12 protein-coding genes and 1 pseudogene are annotated in these 14,718 nt (G+C 43.8%); 4 read left to right on the top strand and 9 right to left on the bottom strand.

The features are described from left to right. Positions 1-20 precede the first annotated feature (20 nt). From rseP to rpsB, 8 genes are all read right to left on the bottom strand, one after another. On the bottom strand, positions 21-1,373 hold the full coding sequence (gene rseP / locus ACLD71_RS13725; protein ID WP_411991045.1) for a sigma E protease regulator RseP: 1,353 nt from the start codon (positions 1,371-1,373) through the stop codon (positions 21-23). After that, positions 1,370-2,572 carry a 1-deoxy-D-xylulose-5-phosphate reductoisomerase gene (ispC, locus tag ACLD71_RS13720; RefSeq protein WP_411991044.1) on the bottom strand — a complete coding sequence of 401 codons (1,203 nt, stop codon included), beginning with the start codon at positions 2,570-2,572 and terminating at the stop codon, positions 1,370-1,372. Before ispC ends, rseP begins: the two co-directional genes overlap by 4 nt. Before the next feature lie 6 nt (positions 2,573-2,578). Next, complete coding sequence (locus tag ACLD71_RS13715) at positions 2,579-3,421, bottom strand: phosphatidate cytidylyltransferase (RefSeq protein ID WP_411991043.1); 843 nt, start codon at positions 3,419-3,421, stop codon at positions 2,579-2,581. Continuing rightward, positions 3,414-4,205, bottom strand: coding sequence for an isoprenyl transferase (locus tag ACLD71_RS13710; RefSeq protein WP_137672856.1), 792 nt, complete (start codon positions 4,203-4,205; stop codon positions 3,414-3,416). The genes ACLD71_RS13715 and ACLD71_RS13710 overlap by 8 nt, the downstream gene beginning before the upstream one ends. Before the next feature lie 68 nt (positions 4,206-4,273). Continuing rightward, positions 4,274-4,831 carry a ribosome recycling factor gene (frr, locus tag ACLD71_RS13705; RefSeq protein WP_137672855.1) on the bottom strand — a complete coding sequence of 186 codons (558 nt, stop codon included), beginning with the start codon at positions 4,829-4,831 and terminating at the stop codon, positions 4,274-4,276. 11 nt (positions 4,832-4,842) lie between these two features. Further along, a complete protein-coding gene (pyrH, locus tag ACLD71_RS13700) occupies positions 4,843-5,592 on the bottom strand; it encodes a UMP kinase (protein ID WP_137672854.1) in 750 nt (249 codons plus the stop codon). Positions 5,593-5,668: 76 nt separating this feature from the next. Next, complete coding sequence (tsf, locus tag ACLD71_RS13695; RefSeq protein WP_137672853.1) at positions 5,669-6,517, bottom strand: translation elongation factor Ts; 849 nt, start codon at positions 6,515-6,517, stop codon at positions 5,669-5,671. 101 nt (positions 6,518-6,618) lie between these two features. Further along, on the bottom strand, positions 6,619-7,353 hold the full coding sequence (gene rpsB / locus ACLD71_RS13690; protein WP_137672852.1) for a 30S ribosomal protein S2: 735 nt from the start codon (positions 7,351-7,353) through the stop codon (positions 6,619-6,621). A 293-nt stretch (positions 7,354-7,646) separates the two neighbouring features. On the opposite strand from rpsB, the pseudogene map reads away from it, so the two are divergent. The 4 genes and pseudogenes from map to ACLD71_RS13670 form a co-directional block, all read left to right on the top strand. After that, positions 7,647-8,456, top strand: a pseudogene (map, locus tag ACLD71_RS13685) (type I methionyl aminopeptidase); the annotation flags it as partial. A 26-nt stretch (positions 8,457-8,482) separates the two neighbouring features. Continuing rightward, complete coding sequence (gene glnD / locus ACLD71_RS13680) at positions 8,483-11,092, top strand: bifunctional uridylyltransferase/uridylyl-removing protein GlnD (protein ID WP_411991042.1); 2,610 nt, start codon at positions 8,483-8,485, stop codon at positions 11,090-11,092. A gap of 35 nt (positions 11,093-11,127) precedes the next feature. Further along, on the top strand, positions 11,128-12,165 hold the full coding sequence (gene dapD / locus ACLD71_RS13675) for a 2,3,4,5-tetrahydropyridine-2,6-dicarboxylate N-succinyltransferase (RefSeq protein ID WP_411991041.1): 1,038 nt from the start codon (positions 11,128-11,130) through the stop codon (positions 12,163-12,165). Positions 12,166-12,355: 190 nt separating this feature from the next. Continuing rightward, positions 12,356-12,733, top strand: a complete 378-nt coding sequence (locus ACLD71_RS13670) for a DUF3461 family protein (RefSeq protein ID WP_411991040.1) — start codon at positions 12,356-12,358, stop codon at positions 12,731-12,733. A 62-nt stretch (positions 12,734-12,795) separates the two neighbouring features. Here ACLD71_RS13670 and ptsG read toward each other — a convergent pair whose 3' ends face one another. Further along, on the bottom strand, positions 12,796-14,229 hold the full coding sequence (gene ptsG, locus ACLD71_RS13665; RefSeq protein ID WP_411991039.1) for a PTS glucose transporter subunit IIBC: 1,434 nt from the start codon (positions 14,227-14,229) through the stop codon (positions 12,796-12,798). Positions 14,230-14,718: the final 489 nt, after the last annotated feature.

Below are 14,718 nucleotides of genomic sequence, written 5' to 3'. Positions count from 1 at the left end.
AAGAACGTCCTATTTAATTGTTATAAGCGCATAAAATCATTAAAAATAGCAAGACTCATAAGAGCCATCACTAATACTGCACCGATTCGAAATCCTATTTCCTGCACGCGTTCTGAAACAGGCTTACCAGTGATCCCTTCGATGGCAAAAAACACCAAATGACCGCCATCTAATACTGGCAATGGAAACAAGTTAATAATGCCTAAATTAATACTAACTAAAGCGACAAAACCCAAGAAATATACCAAGCCATAATCTGCAGTTGCTCCAGCGCCTTTGGCTATAGATATTGGACCGCTAAGATTATCTAATGAAACCACCCCTGTCACCAATTTACCGATCATAGATACGGTCAATTTGCTTAAATGCCAAGTTCGTTCCAAGGATTTGCCTATTGATTCAACAAATCCGTAATGTAAGTCGATACGGTACTCTTCCGGAAACTCGCCAATTTCTGGCGCGAGTCCGACATAACCCGAAATCTGCCCTTGATATTCGCGTGCCTCGGGCACTAAATCCATTTGTAAGGCATTTCCATCGCGTGAAATATCTAGACGAATATTTTCTTCAGGGCGAGCTTGGACATAATCCACAAAATCTTGCCACGAAGACAAGCTAACACTATCTAAAGCAACTAAAACATCACCTTCTTTAATCCCAGCATTTGCAGCGGGTTTTCCTTCAACGACTTTAGCTACTGCTAAAGATATTGTCGGATTAAACGGTTTTAGGCCTAAACTCAATATAGGACTTTGCTGCTCGCTATCTAGCTGCCACTGCCGAATGTCCAAATACGCGGTGGAACTTTGCGACGTTTCCGTGTCAACAACCTGGATAGGCAATGTTTCACCACCCAACTCACCCACTAATGCTAAATTAACACTTTCCCAGTCAAGTGTTTCTTGGCCCGCAATTTGAACAATCTCTTGCCCTGAACGAAGGCCTGCTTGTTCGGCAATGCTATTAGGAGCAACCCCACCTAGCACCGGCTTTACCGAAGGAACGCCGATAACAAACATAATCCAGAAGGCTAAAATTGCTAGCAAGAAGTTGGCAATAGGTCCAGCCGCAACAACTGCACTACGCTGGCTTAAGCTTTTGTTGTTAAATGCTTGGGAACGAAGTGATTCTGGCACCTCAGCAACTCGCTCATCGAGCATTTTTACGTAGCCACCTAAAGGAATCATCGCCACAACATATTCAGTGCCATCTTTCGCGGTTCTGCGCCATAGCGCCTTGCCAAAACCAATAGAAAAGCGCACTACTTTAACGCCGCAACGACGTGCTACCCAAAAATGGCCGAATTCATGAACCGTGACCAAAATGCCTAAGGCAATAATAAAAAATGAGGTATTCCAAATTACTTCGTTCATGCACAGATCCTTTTAACCGCTGCACCAGCATGCAATCGCGCCTTTTGGTCGACCTCGAGTAAAACTGAAAGTTCAGTCTCTTGGCCAATATAACTGAGTTTATCTAAACAACTGGCTACAACGTCAGCAATTTGGATGAATTTTATTCTCCCTGCTAAAAAAGCGTCAACGGCAATTTCGTTTGCAGCATTTAAGCAAGTAGTCGCAGCTTGGCTATCATAACAAGCATCAATCGCAAGCTTGAGGCAAGGGTAGCGAGAGTAATCGGGGGGGATAAAGCTGAGTTCACCAATAGAGAAGAAATCCAACGCTTCCACTCCCGACGTTTGCCGTTTTGGGTAGGCCATCACGTGTGCAATAGGAGTCGCCATATCCGGCTGTCCCATCTGGGCCAATACAGAACCATCGCAATATTGCACCATCGAGTGAATGATCGATTGTGGATGGATAATCACATCAATCTGTTTAGGCTGAGTATTAAACAAGCGTTTGGCTTCAATATACTCTAAACCTTTGTTCATCATAGTCGCTGAGTCTACCGATATTTTTTTACCCATCGACCAATTAGGGTGGGCACATGCTTGTTCAGGAGTAACACTAGCTAAACTATCAAGTGAGTTGTATCGAAAAGGGCCTCCAGAACCAGTCAGTAAAATCTTACTAATGCCTGCGGCCTTTAAATCACAATATCCCAATGTGTTTTGTACCGCTTCAGGCATACATTGAAAAATCGCATTGTGCTCACTATCGACAGGCAATACTTGGGCGCCGCTACGTTTTGCGGCATCCATAAAAATGGCGCCACTCATCACCAGCGCTTCTTTATTAGCCAACAAGACCGTTTTACCAGCCTCTACCGCAGACAAAGTGGGTAACAGACCTGCAGCCCCCACAATAGCAGCCATAACAAGATCTACGTCGGGTTCAGCGGCCAGTTGCGTGATTGCGTCTTCGCCTGCCAGCACTTCGCAAGTTAAAGAAGCATCCAAAATTGCTTTGCGTAACTCTTGGTTACTAGCTGGATCAGCCATAACAGTGTATCTAGGGGCAAACTCTCGACAAATTTCGAGCATTGCAGATACGTTTCGCCCCCCCGTTACCCCGAATAAAGAAAAACTATCGGGGTTCTCACGAAGGACTTTTAGCGTACTGCTACCGATAGATCCTGTCGCGCCTAGGATAAGCAGTTGTTTGCTCATGCTAGCCTACATCCAGTGAAGGAAAAAGAAAGCAAATACAGGCATTGCAGCAGTTAAACTGTCTATTCTATCCAGCAAGCCGCCATGCCCAGGCAATAAGCTTCCACTGTCTTTAATGCCCGCTTGTCGCTTGAACATACTCTCGACCAAATCACCGACTACTGATGCAAGCACAGTGAACCCACTGGCGAGCACCAATATCCAAGCTTTACCTTCTGGGATATCTAGAAAGTACAAAGCAGTAATAGTGACTAAAGCTGCAACACCAAAACCGCCCAACAAACCTTCTATGGTTTTCTTCGGACTAACGTTTTCTGCAAGTTTGCGCTTACCAAATTGTTTACCCGCAAAATAAGCACCGGTGTCTGCCGCCCAAACCAACATCAATACATACAGCACCCAAGCACCACCTACGAGGGGGTTGGTAGCGTCGATTGAGCGAAGATATATTAAAGACCAAAAGAACGGAAGTAATACAATGAGGCCAACAATTACCTTAAATAAGGAACTGTTGTGCCAAAAAGTAGCGGCTTTTGGATAAGTCGCTAACAAGTACAAACTACTTAACCAAGCGATCACCGAAACGCTTAGCATAGCGCTGAACCAACTTGATTGAGCTAAAGAATCTAAGGGAAGTTGCCATAAGCTCAGTCCAAAAACCAAAGCAAATACAACAATAAAAATAGCGCGTTTAGTGTTGTCTTTAGAAACAACGCGCGCCCACTCTCTGGCAGCCAGTACCAGTACCAAAGCAAATACTACCGCGAGGGCAAATAAAGGTAATTTGAAGATGGCAGCTAACGCAAGCGGCGCTAGTACCAATGCAGTAATGATTCGTTGCTTAAGCAAAATGGTCCTCATTTTCTTGTTTATTTTTTATTAGGGCTTGTACCTGTTCCCCGGTACACCCGAAGCGGCGCTCTCGGCTAACAAACGCAGCCACGGCTTTACCAAAGGCTTCGTCATCAAAATCAGGCCACAATACGTCACTAAAATACAACTCTGCATAAGCCGTTTGCCACAGTAAAAAGTTGCTTATGCGGTGGTCCCCACCGGTTCTAATCAACAAATCTACGTCGCCAACTGTATCAGAAGCCATAACTGCAGAAATGTGCTCTTCGCTAATGTCTTCAGCATTAAGTCGACCTTTACTCACTTGATGAGCCAATTGCTGAGTAGCATTAACAATGTCCCAGCGACCACCATAGTTCGCGGCAATATTTAACACCAAACCATCATTGCTGGCGGTTTCATTTTGAGCTAATGCAATGCGTTTTTGCAACTTGTCACTAAAGCGGGAAGTATCCCCAATTATTCTTAGTTGTACATTATTGTTTTTCAGTTTTTTAACTTCACGTTGCAAAACTGTCAAAAACAAGTTCATCAAGCTTGACACTTCTTCTTCAGGACGGCGCCAATTTTCGCTACTAAAGGCAAACAAGGTCAATGATTTTACGCCAAGTTGATTGGCAAAACTAACTGCGCGTCTTACCGACTTCACCCCTGCTTGATGGCCAAACATACGCAATTTCCCGCGCTGCTGAGCCCACCGTCCATTGCCATCCATAATAATAGCAACGTGTTTAGGCATAGCATCTTTTACGGCTAACTGCTGCGCTTCAGGTAAGGTCATATTCACTACTCGTTCTTACAAAAAAAAACCGTGTAACAAGACACGGCTATTTTTAACTCATTAATCGCTTAAACTTCAAGCAATTCCGCTTCTTTGGCGGCTAAAGCTTCGTCCACTAGCTTCACTGCAGCATCAGTGATTTTTTGAATGTCATCTTGCGCTTTACGGTCGTCGTCTTCGCCAATCTCTTTTTCTTTCAGTAACTCTTTCACATCGCCATTGGCATCACGGCGAATATTACGAATAGCGACACGAGCTTGTTCAGCTTCGGCGCGAACAATCTTGATTAGGTCACGACGGCGTTCTTCAGTTAACATCGGTAAAGGAATGCGAATTAACGTGCCTGCAGAAGAAGGATTCAAACCCAAATCTGAGCTCATAATTGCTTTCTCAACAGCACTAATTAGGCTGGCATCAAATACAGTAACAGTCAGTGTGCGTGAATCTTCAGTTGATACGTTACCCACTTGATTTAACGGAGTATCTACCCCGTAATATGGCACCACAATGCCATCAAGAAGACTAGTGTGCGCGCGGCCGGTACGTACTTTCGACATTTGAGTTTTTAAAGACTCAATGCTTTTACCCATACGTGTTTGAGCATCTTGTTTGATTTCGTTAATCACGATAACTATCCCTACTCTGTTTCTGTTTTATTTGATACGTGACAAATCGTAGTGCCTTCGTCATAGCCCATTACAACATTTTTCAAACTACCAGGCTTATTCATGTTAAATACACGAATCGGTAAGTTGTGGTCACGGGCCAAAGTGAATGCAGCTAAATCCATCACTTTTAATTCTTTGTCTAATACTTCGTTATAATCCAGCTCGCTATATAAAGTAGCAGCAGGATCTTTAACTGGGTCGGCGGTGTATACGCCATCAACTTTGGTGCCCTTAAGCACGGCTTCAGCTTCAATCTCAATACCACGTAAACAAGCAGCAGAGTCTGTTGTGAAGAAAGGATTACCGGTACCCGCTGAGAAAATAACTACTTTACCTGCTTTTAGGTTACTAATAGCGTCTGCCCAATTGTAAGAATCACACACGCCGTTCAGCTCAATGGCCGACATTAGGCGGGCGTTTACAAAATTTCTATGTAGCGCATCACGCATCGCCAAACCGTTCATTACGGTGGCCAACATGCCCATATGATCGCCTACAACACGGTTCATACCTGCTTTAGCAAGGCCTTCGCCTCGAAACAAGTTACCGCCACCAATAACTAAGCCAACTTGGATACCTAACTCTACTAACTCTTTAATTTCTAGAGCCATGCGATCCAATACTTTAGGGTCAATACCAAAACCTTCGTCACCCATTAGGGCTTCACCTGAAAGTTTTAAAAGAATACGGCGATATGCAGGTTTAGGGTTGGTGCTCATAGCGATGATGTTCTCTCATTAATAAAGAATATAAGAAGGTTGCGGCATGATACCGCAACCTGAAGTACAACTAAAATTACTTTTTAGCTGCAGCGATTTGTGCAGCAACTTCTGCAGCAAAATCTTCTTCTTTTTTCTCAATACCTTCGCCAACTTCTAGACGAATGAAACCGGCTACTGAAGCACCTTTCTCTTTCAAGATTGCGCCAACAGTTTTCTTAGGTTCCATGATGAACGCTTGACCAGTAAGAGAGATTTCACCGGTGAATTTCTTCATGCGGCCAGTAACCATCTTCTTAGCGATTTCTTCTGGTTTGCCTTCATTCATCGCGATTTCGATTTGAAGTTTTTCTTCTTTCGCAACTACGTCAGCTGGAACATCTTCAGGAGATAAGAACTCAGGCTTAGAAGCAGCAACGTGCATAGCAACGTGCTTAAGCGTTTCTGCGTCGGCTTCACCAGCAACAGCTACACCAATGCGCTCGCCGTGACGGTAAGAAGCAATTGAAGCACCATCTAAGTACTCAACACGACGGATAGAGATGTTTTCGCCAATTTTAGCTACTAACTGAACACGTTCTTCTTCAAAATTAGCTTTCAAAGAATCGATATCAGTTTTAGCCGCTGCAGCTGCTTCAGCAACTTTTTCAGCGAACGCTAAGAAGCTTGCATCTTTACCAACGAAGTCAGTTTGACAGTTAACTTCTAACAAGGCAGCAAAACCTGCGCCTTCTTTAATAATAATTGCGCCTTCAGCAGCGATATTACCCGCTTTTTTAGCAGCTTTAGCCGCACCGCTTTTACGCATATTTTCAATCGCTAACTCGATGTCGCCATCAGTTTCAGTCAACGCTTTTTTACAATCCATCATGCCTGCGCCGGTACGTTCGCGCAGTTCTTTTACTAGGGCAGCAGTAATTGCCATTTGTTCGATCCTCGATTATTTATCGGATAAAACTCAGGGGACAAGTTTGTCCCCTGCTATTCATCAAGCTCACTTAGAATAAATGCAGTTTATTGCATTTATTACTCAGCAGCTTCCTCTACGAAACCATCTTCTTCAGCTTGTACTACGATGTCGTCTTGACGACCTTGTAGCACGGTATCAGCAGCTGCGCCAAGGTACAATTTAATTGCACGGATAGCATCGTCATTACCAGGAATGATGTAATCAACACCGTCTGGTGCAGAGTTGGTATCAACAACAGAGATTACAGGGATACCTAGGTTGTTTGCTTCGCGAATAGCGATGTGCTCGTGTTCAGCATCAATTACAAACAATACGTCAGGTAGACCGCCCATGTTTTTGATACCGCCAAGGCTCTTCTCAAGCTTTTCCATTTCGCGAGTACGCATAAGCGCCTCTTTCTTGGTTAGCTTTTCGAAAGTACCGTCTTGGCTTTGAGCTTCTAGATCTTTTAGACGCTTGATAGATTGACGAACTGTTTTCCAGTTAGTCAACATACCACCTAACCAACGGTGGTTAACGTAGAATTGATCTGAACGAAGTGCTTCAGTCTTGATGGTGTCACCAGCGGCGCGCTTAGTACCAACAAAAAGAACTTTACCTTTCTTAGATGCAACTTTCTTAAGAACAGACATTGCATCATTAAACATAGGTACAGTTTTTTCTAAGTTAATGATATGAACTTTGTTACGTGCACCGAAAATGAAAGGCTTCATTTTTGGGTTCCAGTAACGAGTTTGGTGACCGAAGTGTACGCCTGCTTGAAGCATATCGCGCATTGAAACATTTGCCATTATAAATTTCCTCAAATGGGGTTAGGCCTCCACACATCCCATTTTACCGACCAAGCTATAACGCTCAGCACCCCGGAAAACGTGCCGATGTGTGTGTGTGATTAAAAAATAAATATTTAATTAATGTAAGCATCGGCTCTAATTCGAAAATCCAGAGTAATTACTTACGGCGCGCTTTATACCACATCTAGCGAAATTGATAAAGGAAAGGACTAACATTTTGTTAATTCTTCTAGCTACTACAACTCCCCTCCCCCTTACGGTAAACTAGCCACAAGACCAAGCTAAACACTCAACTATACAGACTCATGAGCATAGTAATAAAAACCCCAGAACAAATTGAAAAAATGCGCGTTGCCGGCCAATTAGCTGCCGATGTTCTCACCATGATTGGCCCCTTTGTAAAAGTGGGCGTAAGCACAGAAGAACTTAATCAACGCTGCCATGACTATATAGTGAACGAGCAAGATGCCATACCTGCTCCGCTTGATTACCATGGCTTCCCTAAATCTATCTGCACATCAGTAAACGATGTGGTTTGTCATGGTATCCCCTCAAGCACCCATATTTTGCAAGATGGCGATGTTATTAATATTGACATCACCGTCATCAAAGATGGTTATCATGGCGATACCTCAAAAATGTTTTTGGTTGGTAACTCAACACCTGCCGACAAATTACTATGCCGTGTGACTCAACAGGCGCTCTATCAAGCGATTAAAGTTGTTAAGCCCGGTAACAAGGTCAGTGATATAGGTAATGCCATTCAAAAGTATTTGAAAAAGGGGAACTACCGCTACGGCATTGTAGATAACTTTTGTGGCCACGGCATTGGCGAAGGCTTCCACGAAGATCCGCAAATTATGCATTACCGCAACAACGACCGAACCGTATTAAAAGCCGGCATGTGCTTTACCATTGAACCGATGATCAACCAAGGTAAAAAAGGCAACTGGGTTGATGAAGAAGATGGTTGGACGGCCCGCACTAACGATGGCAAAAACTCAGCGCAATGGGAACATACCTTATTGGTGACCAACGATGGCGTAGAAGTACTGACTCTTCGTGATGAAGAAGAACTACCGCGCATTATTAAGCACTAGTCAACAACGGTCACAGAGGTTTAGTCATGGAAACGACGCTAGCAGCACCGCCTTTGCCCTGCCTTGAAGAAATTTCACTAAAAAGCAGTAAGCAATACTTAGATAAACTCCAAGAGTACTTGGCTGATCAATTTAACCAAGGTGTGCATGTTGTTGAGTTAGTTCAATCGCGCTCTCAGCAAATGGATCTATTACTACACTGTCTGTGGCAACATTTTGGACTGGCTGAATACCCAGAACTATCCTTACTCGCAGTGGGTGGTTATGGTCGAGGTGAGTTGCACCCTCGCTCCGATATCGACATTCTTATTCTTAGCCGCCAACAAGTAAAACCCGAGATTGCCGAGAAGATTGGTGAGTTCATTACCCTGTTGTGGGATATCCGCCTCGACGTGGGCCAAAGTGTGCGTACCTTAGAGGAATGTCTAGAACTCGGTTTAGAAGACATTACCATTGCCACCAACTTGCAAGAATCACGCTTACTATTTGGCGATAAAAATCTCTATCAAGAGCTGTGTATGGCGGTTTGCGCCGATAGTTTTTGGCCTAGCGAAGCTTTTTTTCGCGCCAAAAAAGACGAACAGTTATCCCGTCACCGCCAGTACAAGGGCAACTCGTACTCACTAGAACCAGATATCAAAGCCAACCCCGGTGGGCTGCGCGACATACAAACTATTTGTTGGGTAGCCGGACGCCACTTTGGCAGTAGTGATTTAGAAGAACTGACCAAGCAAAACTTCCTCACCCTGGCTGAATGTAGAGAGCTGCAAGATTGTCGCGACTTTTTGTGGCGAGTACGTTTTGCTCTGCATATCCACTTAACCAAAAGTGACGACCGATTGCTGTTTGATCGCCAGTTGGCGGTCGCACAATCTTTAGGTTATAGCGGTGACCATAACGCGCCGGTTGAACGCTTAATGAAACATTTCTTCCAAACCGTTCGCCGAATCTCTGAACTGAATGAAATGCTGCTGCAGCTATTTGATGAAGCTATTCTCGGCAATACCGCCATGGATGTGCAGCCAGTAGATGAAAATTTCATGCTGCGTGGTAATTTAATCGATAGCGCTAACTCACAACTGTTCCTAGAGCAGCCAGAACAAATTTTGGTGATGTTTTTACACATTGCAGACAACCCCAAAATTACCGGTATTTATTCGGCCACCTTACGTCAGTTGCGTGAAGCAAGGCGTCGTTTGACTCATTGGCTACAAGATTTACCTGAATGTCGCCGATACTTTAGGCGTTTAATTAAACACCCTAATGTAACGGGCTTACCGCTTACCTTAATGCATCGCTACGGAGTGTTGTCCACCTACTTCCCCGCTTGGAGCCGGATTGTTGGTCAGATGCAGTTTGACTTGTTCCACGCCTTTACTGTTGATGAACATACCCATCGTTTGGTAAGAAAGATTCACTCTTTTAAAGACCCCGCGACAAAAGAAGTCCACCCGCTTTGTTGTCAGGTTTATCCGCGTTTAGAACGACCAGACATTCTGGTATTGGCTGCCATTTTTCATGACATAGCCAAAGGCCGCAAAGGCGACCATTCCACACTAGGAGCGGTAGACGCCGAGGAATTTTGTTTAGCCCATGGATTTAGCAAACCTTCGGCCAGAACAGTAGCGTGGTTAGTTAAACACCATCTATTAATGTCGGTTACCGCGCAAAAGCGTGATATTTACGATCCTGAAGTGATTACCGAGTTTGCTAAAGTGGTGCGCGATCAGCGCCATTTAGACATGCTGTTATGTTTAACGGTAGCGGATATTTGCGCTACCAACGATGACACCTGGAATAGTTGGAAACGCACACTACTCAGTGAACTTTATAATTCTACTCAAAAAGCGCTGCGACGCGGCTTAGAAAACCCCGTTGATATTCGCGGTGTTATTCGTGACAAGCAGAAGAAAGCCATTCAGCGCTTAGCCCTTAAAGGATATTCTGAAGAGCAAATTCGTGGCCTATGGCAACGTTTTAGAGTTGATTATTTCTTGCGTCATACCCCGCAACAAATTGCCTGGCATAGTGACCACTTATGGGGACACAGTGAAGACGAACCTCTAGTATTAGTAAGTCGCAGAGCCACTCGCGGTGGCACCGAAATATTTATTCACTGCCAAGACATTCCGCATTTATTCGCTTCTGTTGCTGCAGAGTTGGACCAAAAGAATCTTAACATTCATGATGCGCAAATCATGTCGAGCAGAGACGGCTTTGTACTCGATACTTTTGTGGTACTTGACCAAGATGGCGAACCACTATCGGTAGAGCGCGGGATATTGTTGCAACAAAGACTTGCTGAAAAGCTGCATGTTGCTGTGCCCATCGATCTAAAGCAACGCCGACTACCTCGACAGTTTAAACAATTCTCTATTGCCCCTCGCGTGGAGTTTTTACCCACCAAAGGCAATCGAACCCTGATTGAAGTTGTGGCCTTGGATAAGCCAGGCTTATTGGCTAAAATAAGCGCCGTATTTCAATCCTTTAATTATACGATTCACGCTGCCAAAGTCACCACTATTGGTGAAAAGGCTGAAGATTTTTTCAGCATTAGCAATTGTGAACGTGAAAAGCTAAGCCCAGAGCAAAAGCAACAGCTAAAAAGCATTCTGGAACAAGCACTCAAACAATAATATTTAGCAAGCTCAACCACTATTTGGAGACAATCATGTCTAAAGACTTTTTTAGTTACGCCGTTGGTGTGGGAAGTAAAAACGCAAAGGGCCAATGGCTAGAAGTTTTTTATCCTGCTCCTGTATTAAACCCAAGTGAAGCAGAAGTAAGCGCCCTAACCAAAGGCTTAGCTTACAACAATGGCAAACAAGACATTGAATTAGACGACGCAGCCTTAAACAGCCTAATCGCCAACGCAGAAGCACTAGGCCTTAAAGATCAAGCTATCGCTTACCAAGCTTTATTAGGTAGTACTCAGCCACGTGTTCTTTGTTTGTTAAGTGAAGATAACGCTGCAGAGTCGACCCCTGAAGCATATTTGAAGCTTCATTTGCTGTCTCACCGCTTAGTTAAACCTCACGGAACAGATTTGAGCGGCATTTTTGCAGTTCTTCCAAACGTTGCGTGGACTAACCAAGGTGCTGTTGATTTAGCCGAACTACCAAGCCGCCAGTTGGCCGCACGCGCTAAAGGCGAACTGCTTCAGGTTACCTCGGTAGATAAGTTCCCTAAAATGGCCGATTACGTAGTCCCAAGTGGCGTGCGTATTGCAGCTACTTCGCGTGTTCGCCTTGGCGCCTACATTGGAGAAGGCACCACTATTATGCATGAAGGTTTCTGTAACTTTAATGCGGGAACTGCCGGAACCAGTATGATTGAAGGACGTATTTCTGCTGGTGTATTTGTAGGAAAAGGCTCTGATTTAGGTGGAGGTTGCTCCACCATGGGCACTTTATCTGGTGGTGGCAACATTATCATCTCTGTAGGAGAAGAATCACTGATTGGCGCAAACGCAGGTACTGGTATCCCATTGGGTGACCGCTGTACCATTGAATCTGGCTTGTACATCACCTCGGGGACCAAAGTTATCCTGATAGATGAAAACAAACAGCAAGCTGGAACAATTAAAGCGCGTGAATTAGCTGGCAAGTCTGACTTATTGTTCCGCCGCAACAGCATCAGTGGCGCGATTGAATGTTTAACCAATAAAACAGCTATTGCCTTAAACGAAGAGCTACACGCTCACAACTAATCAATTGTAAACTCGAGCAGCCTTTGCTGTTCGAGTTTAGTTCCACTATCCCTCTTCCTTGTTAAAAACCTTCTTAGTTCACACTCCTTCTATTTTTATTGGGCTATGCTGCTATATACAGACTCTGCAGATGATTACCGCGGTTACTGTATTCAGCACTAGAACAACGACTCGCTACGAAGGAAAATCTATGTATAAAAACTTAAAGAGTATTGGGATCACCAATCCAAGTGAAATTGAGCGCTACAGCCTTCGTCAAGAAGCTAATTCAGACACCCTCAAAATCTATTTCCATAAGGAAAAAGGTGACTTTCTTACTCGCAGTGTCAAATTTAAATATCCACGACAGAAAAAAACAGTACTAGTAGATGGTGGCAGAGGGACTTACAAAGATACCACTGAGATTAATCCCAATCTTCGCTTTATTGTTGAAGAGTTAGATAAAATTACCCGTAGGGAACAACAAGAGAAAGATACTAAACAACAAGTGCTTGCAGAACTGAAACACCTAGAAAAGGTAGTCACAAATAAGATTGCCGAAATAGAAGCAAAACTCGAACGGCTTTAAGTTCTAATAAACCATTAAAAAAGGAGGCCTAAGCCTCCTTTTTGTTTAAGCATTTTTAACCGTTAAACAGTTTGTAAGTATGCTTCCATGTCTGTTTTAAGATTGTCTGATTTAGTGCCAAAAATAGCTTGAACACCTTGACCAGCAATCACTACGCCCGCAGCCCCTAAGCCTTTCAACTTAGCTTGGTCAACTGACTCAACAGATTTAACTTGAATACGTAAACGTGTGATACACGCATCTAAGCTTACGATGTTAGCTTTGCCACCAAAGGCATCTACTAAGCTCTTAGACATTTCATCTTCAGATACCGCAACCGCTGCAGTTGCATCATCTTCATCTTCACGACCAGGTGTTTTCAAGTCTAACTTAGCAATTACTACGCGGAATACGGTGTAGTAGATAGCTGCGTAACCCAAACCAATTACTGGGAATAACCAGAACTTCTGAGCATTAGTCGATAGCACGATGAAATCAATCAAACCGTGAGAGAATGACGTACCGTGTACCATGCCCAAAGAGTTGGTTATCACAAATGCAAGACCAGCCAATACCGCGTGAATAGCGTAAAGCACAGGTGCTACAAATAAGAATGCAAATTCAATGGGTTCGGTGATACCGGTTAAGAATGAAGTTAAAGCGGCTGAAATCATGATACCGCCTACCTTAGCGCGGTTCTCTGGTTTCGCAGCATGCCAAATTGCAATAGCTGCAGCAGGTAGGCCGTACATTTTAAACATGTAACCGCCCGCTAGTTGACCAAAGCCATTTCCGGCAGCGCGAGATGCCTCATCAGCTTGCAAGTAACAAGTTAATACGCCGTTAGCTATATCACCTGCAGCAGTTTTACATTGACCCGCTTCAAAGAAGAATGGAACGTTCCATACATGGTGTAAACCAAATGGAATCAATGAACGTTCAACGATGCCATAAATACCAAAGGCTAAGGTTGGGTTTTGTTCTGCAGCCCAATGAGAGAATGCAGCAATGCCGTTACCAATCGGTGGCCAAATAAACGCAAGCAACACACCTAGGAAAATAGTGAGGAAACCTGTGATAATTGGCACACTGCGCTTACCGGCGAAGAAACCTAAGTATGCAGGCAATTGAATACGGAAGAAGCGATTGAATGCCCAACCAGCAACGGCACCCGCTAGAATCCCACCAAGCACACCTGTATTGATCGTTTCAACGTCCATAACTGGCGCCATAACGGTCAATGTTTTTTCCATAATGGTAAAGCCAACAATCGCTGCTAATGCGGCAACACCATCGTTGTTGGTAAAGCCTAAGGCAACACCTACGGCAAACAATAATGCCATGTTACCAAATACAGCATCACCTGCGTTCATCATTAACTGAGATACGATATGCGGCATCCAACTGAAGTCAGCCGCGCCGACTCCTAGTAAAATACCCGCAACAGGTAGTACTGATACGGGTAGCATCAGTGCCTTTCCTACCTTTTGCGCTTGTGCAAACAAATTTCCAAACATAGTTAGCTCCTAGTGGGCTGATAGTGTACTGAATAAAGCCTTAGCCATTTTCCTTAAAAAGGCCAATTTTAGAGCGACTTATAGTTAATTATTATGAAGTAGTCGCTAAATTCGTTTTATTACGATTTCAGGGCTTAGTTTAGGGTCTTACGCAACAGAAAAATGCGATTTGGCACAAGTTAACCCGCACTTTTTGTAACGCTTTGTAACACTTATTTTCATTGTCGATATAAAGCCTACATCTGGTAACAACTCTGTTTACATCCCGCGTTTCCCTGCTTCCTTAAGTAATTTTCCGCACATCCATCCAGAAAAACCATGGCGATATAAAACATTAAAATAAAGTAAAAATAAGAAATAAAATTTCGTATAAATCAACCACAAAAGCACCTGAAAGCATTTTCATGCTATCAATGTGAGGAATCTCACACGACAAAATCAAAAACTACTGCGACAATACTTTCGACATAATGTTCCACAGGAATTGGA

Origin of the sequence: Agarivorans sp. DSG3-1 (assembly GCF_046774965.1) — a bacterium.
In the GTDB taxonomy this organism is placed as follows: Bacteria; Pseudomonadota; Gammaproteobacteria; order Enterobacterales; family Celerinatantimonadaceae; genus Agarivorans.
This window is presented reverse-complemented; position numbering and strand designations above follow the sequence as displayed.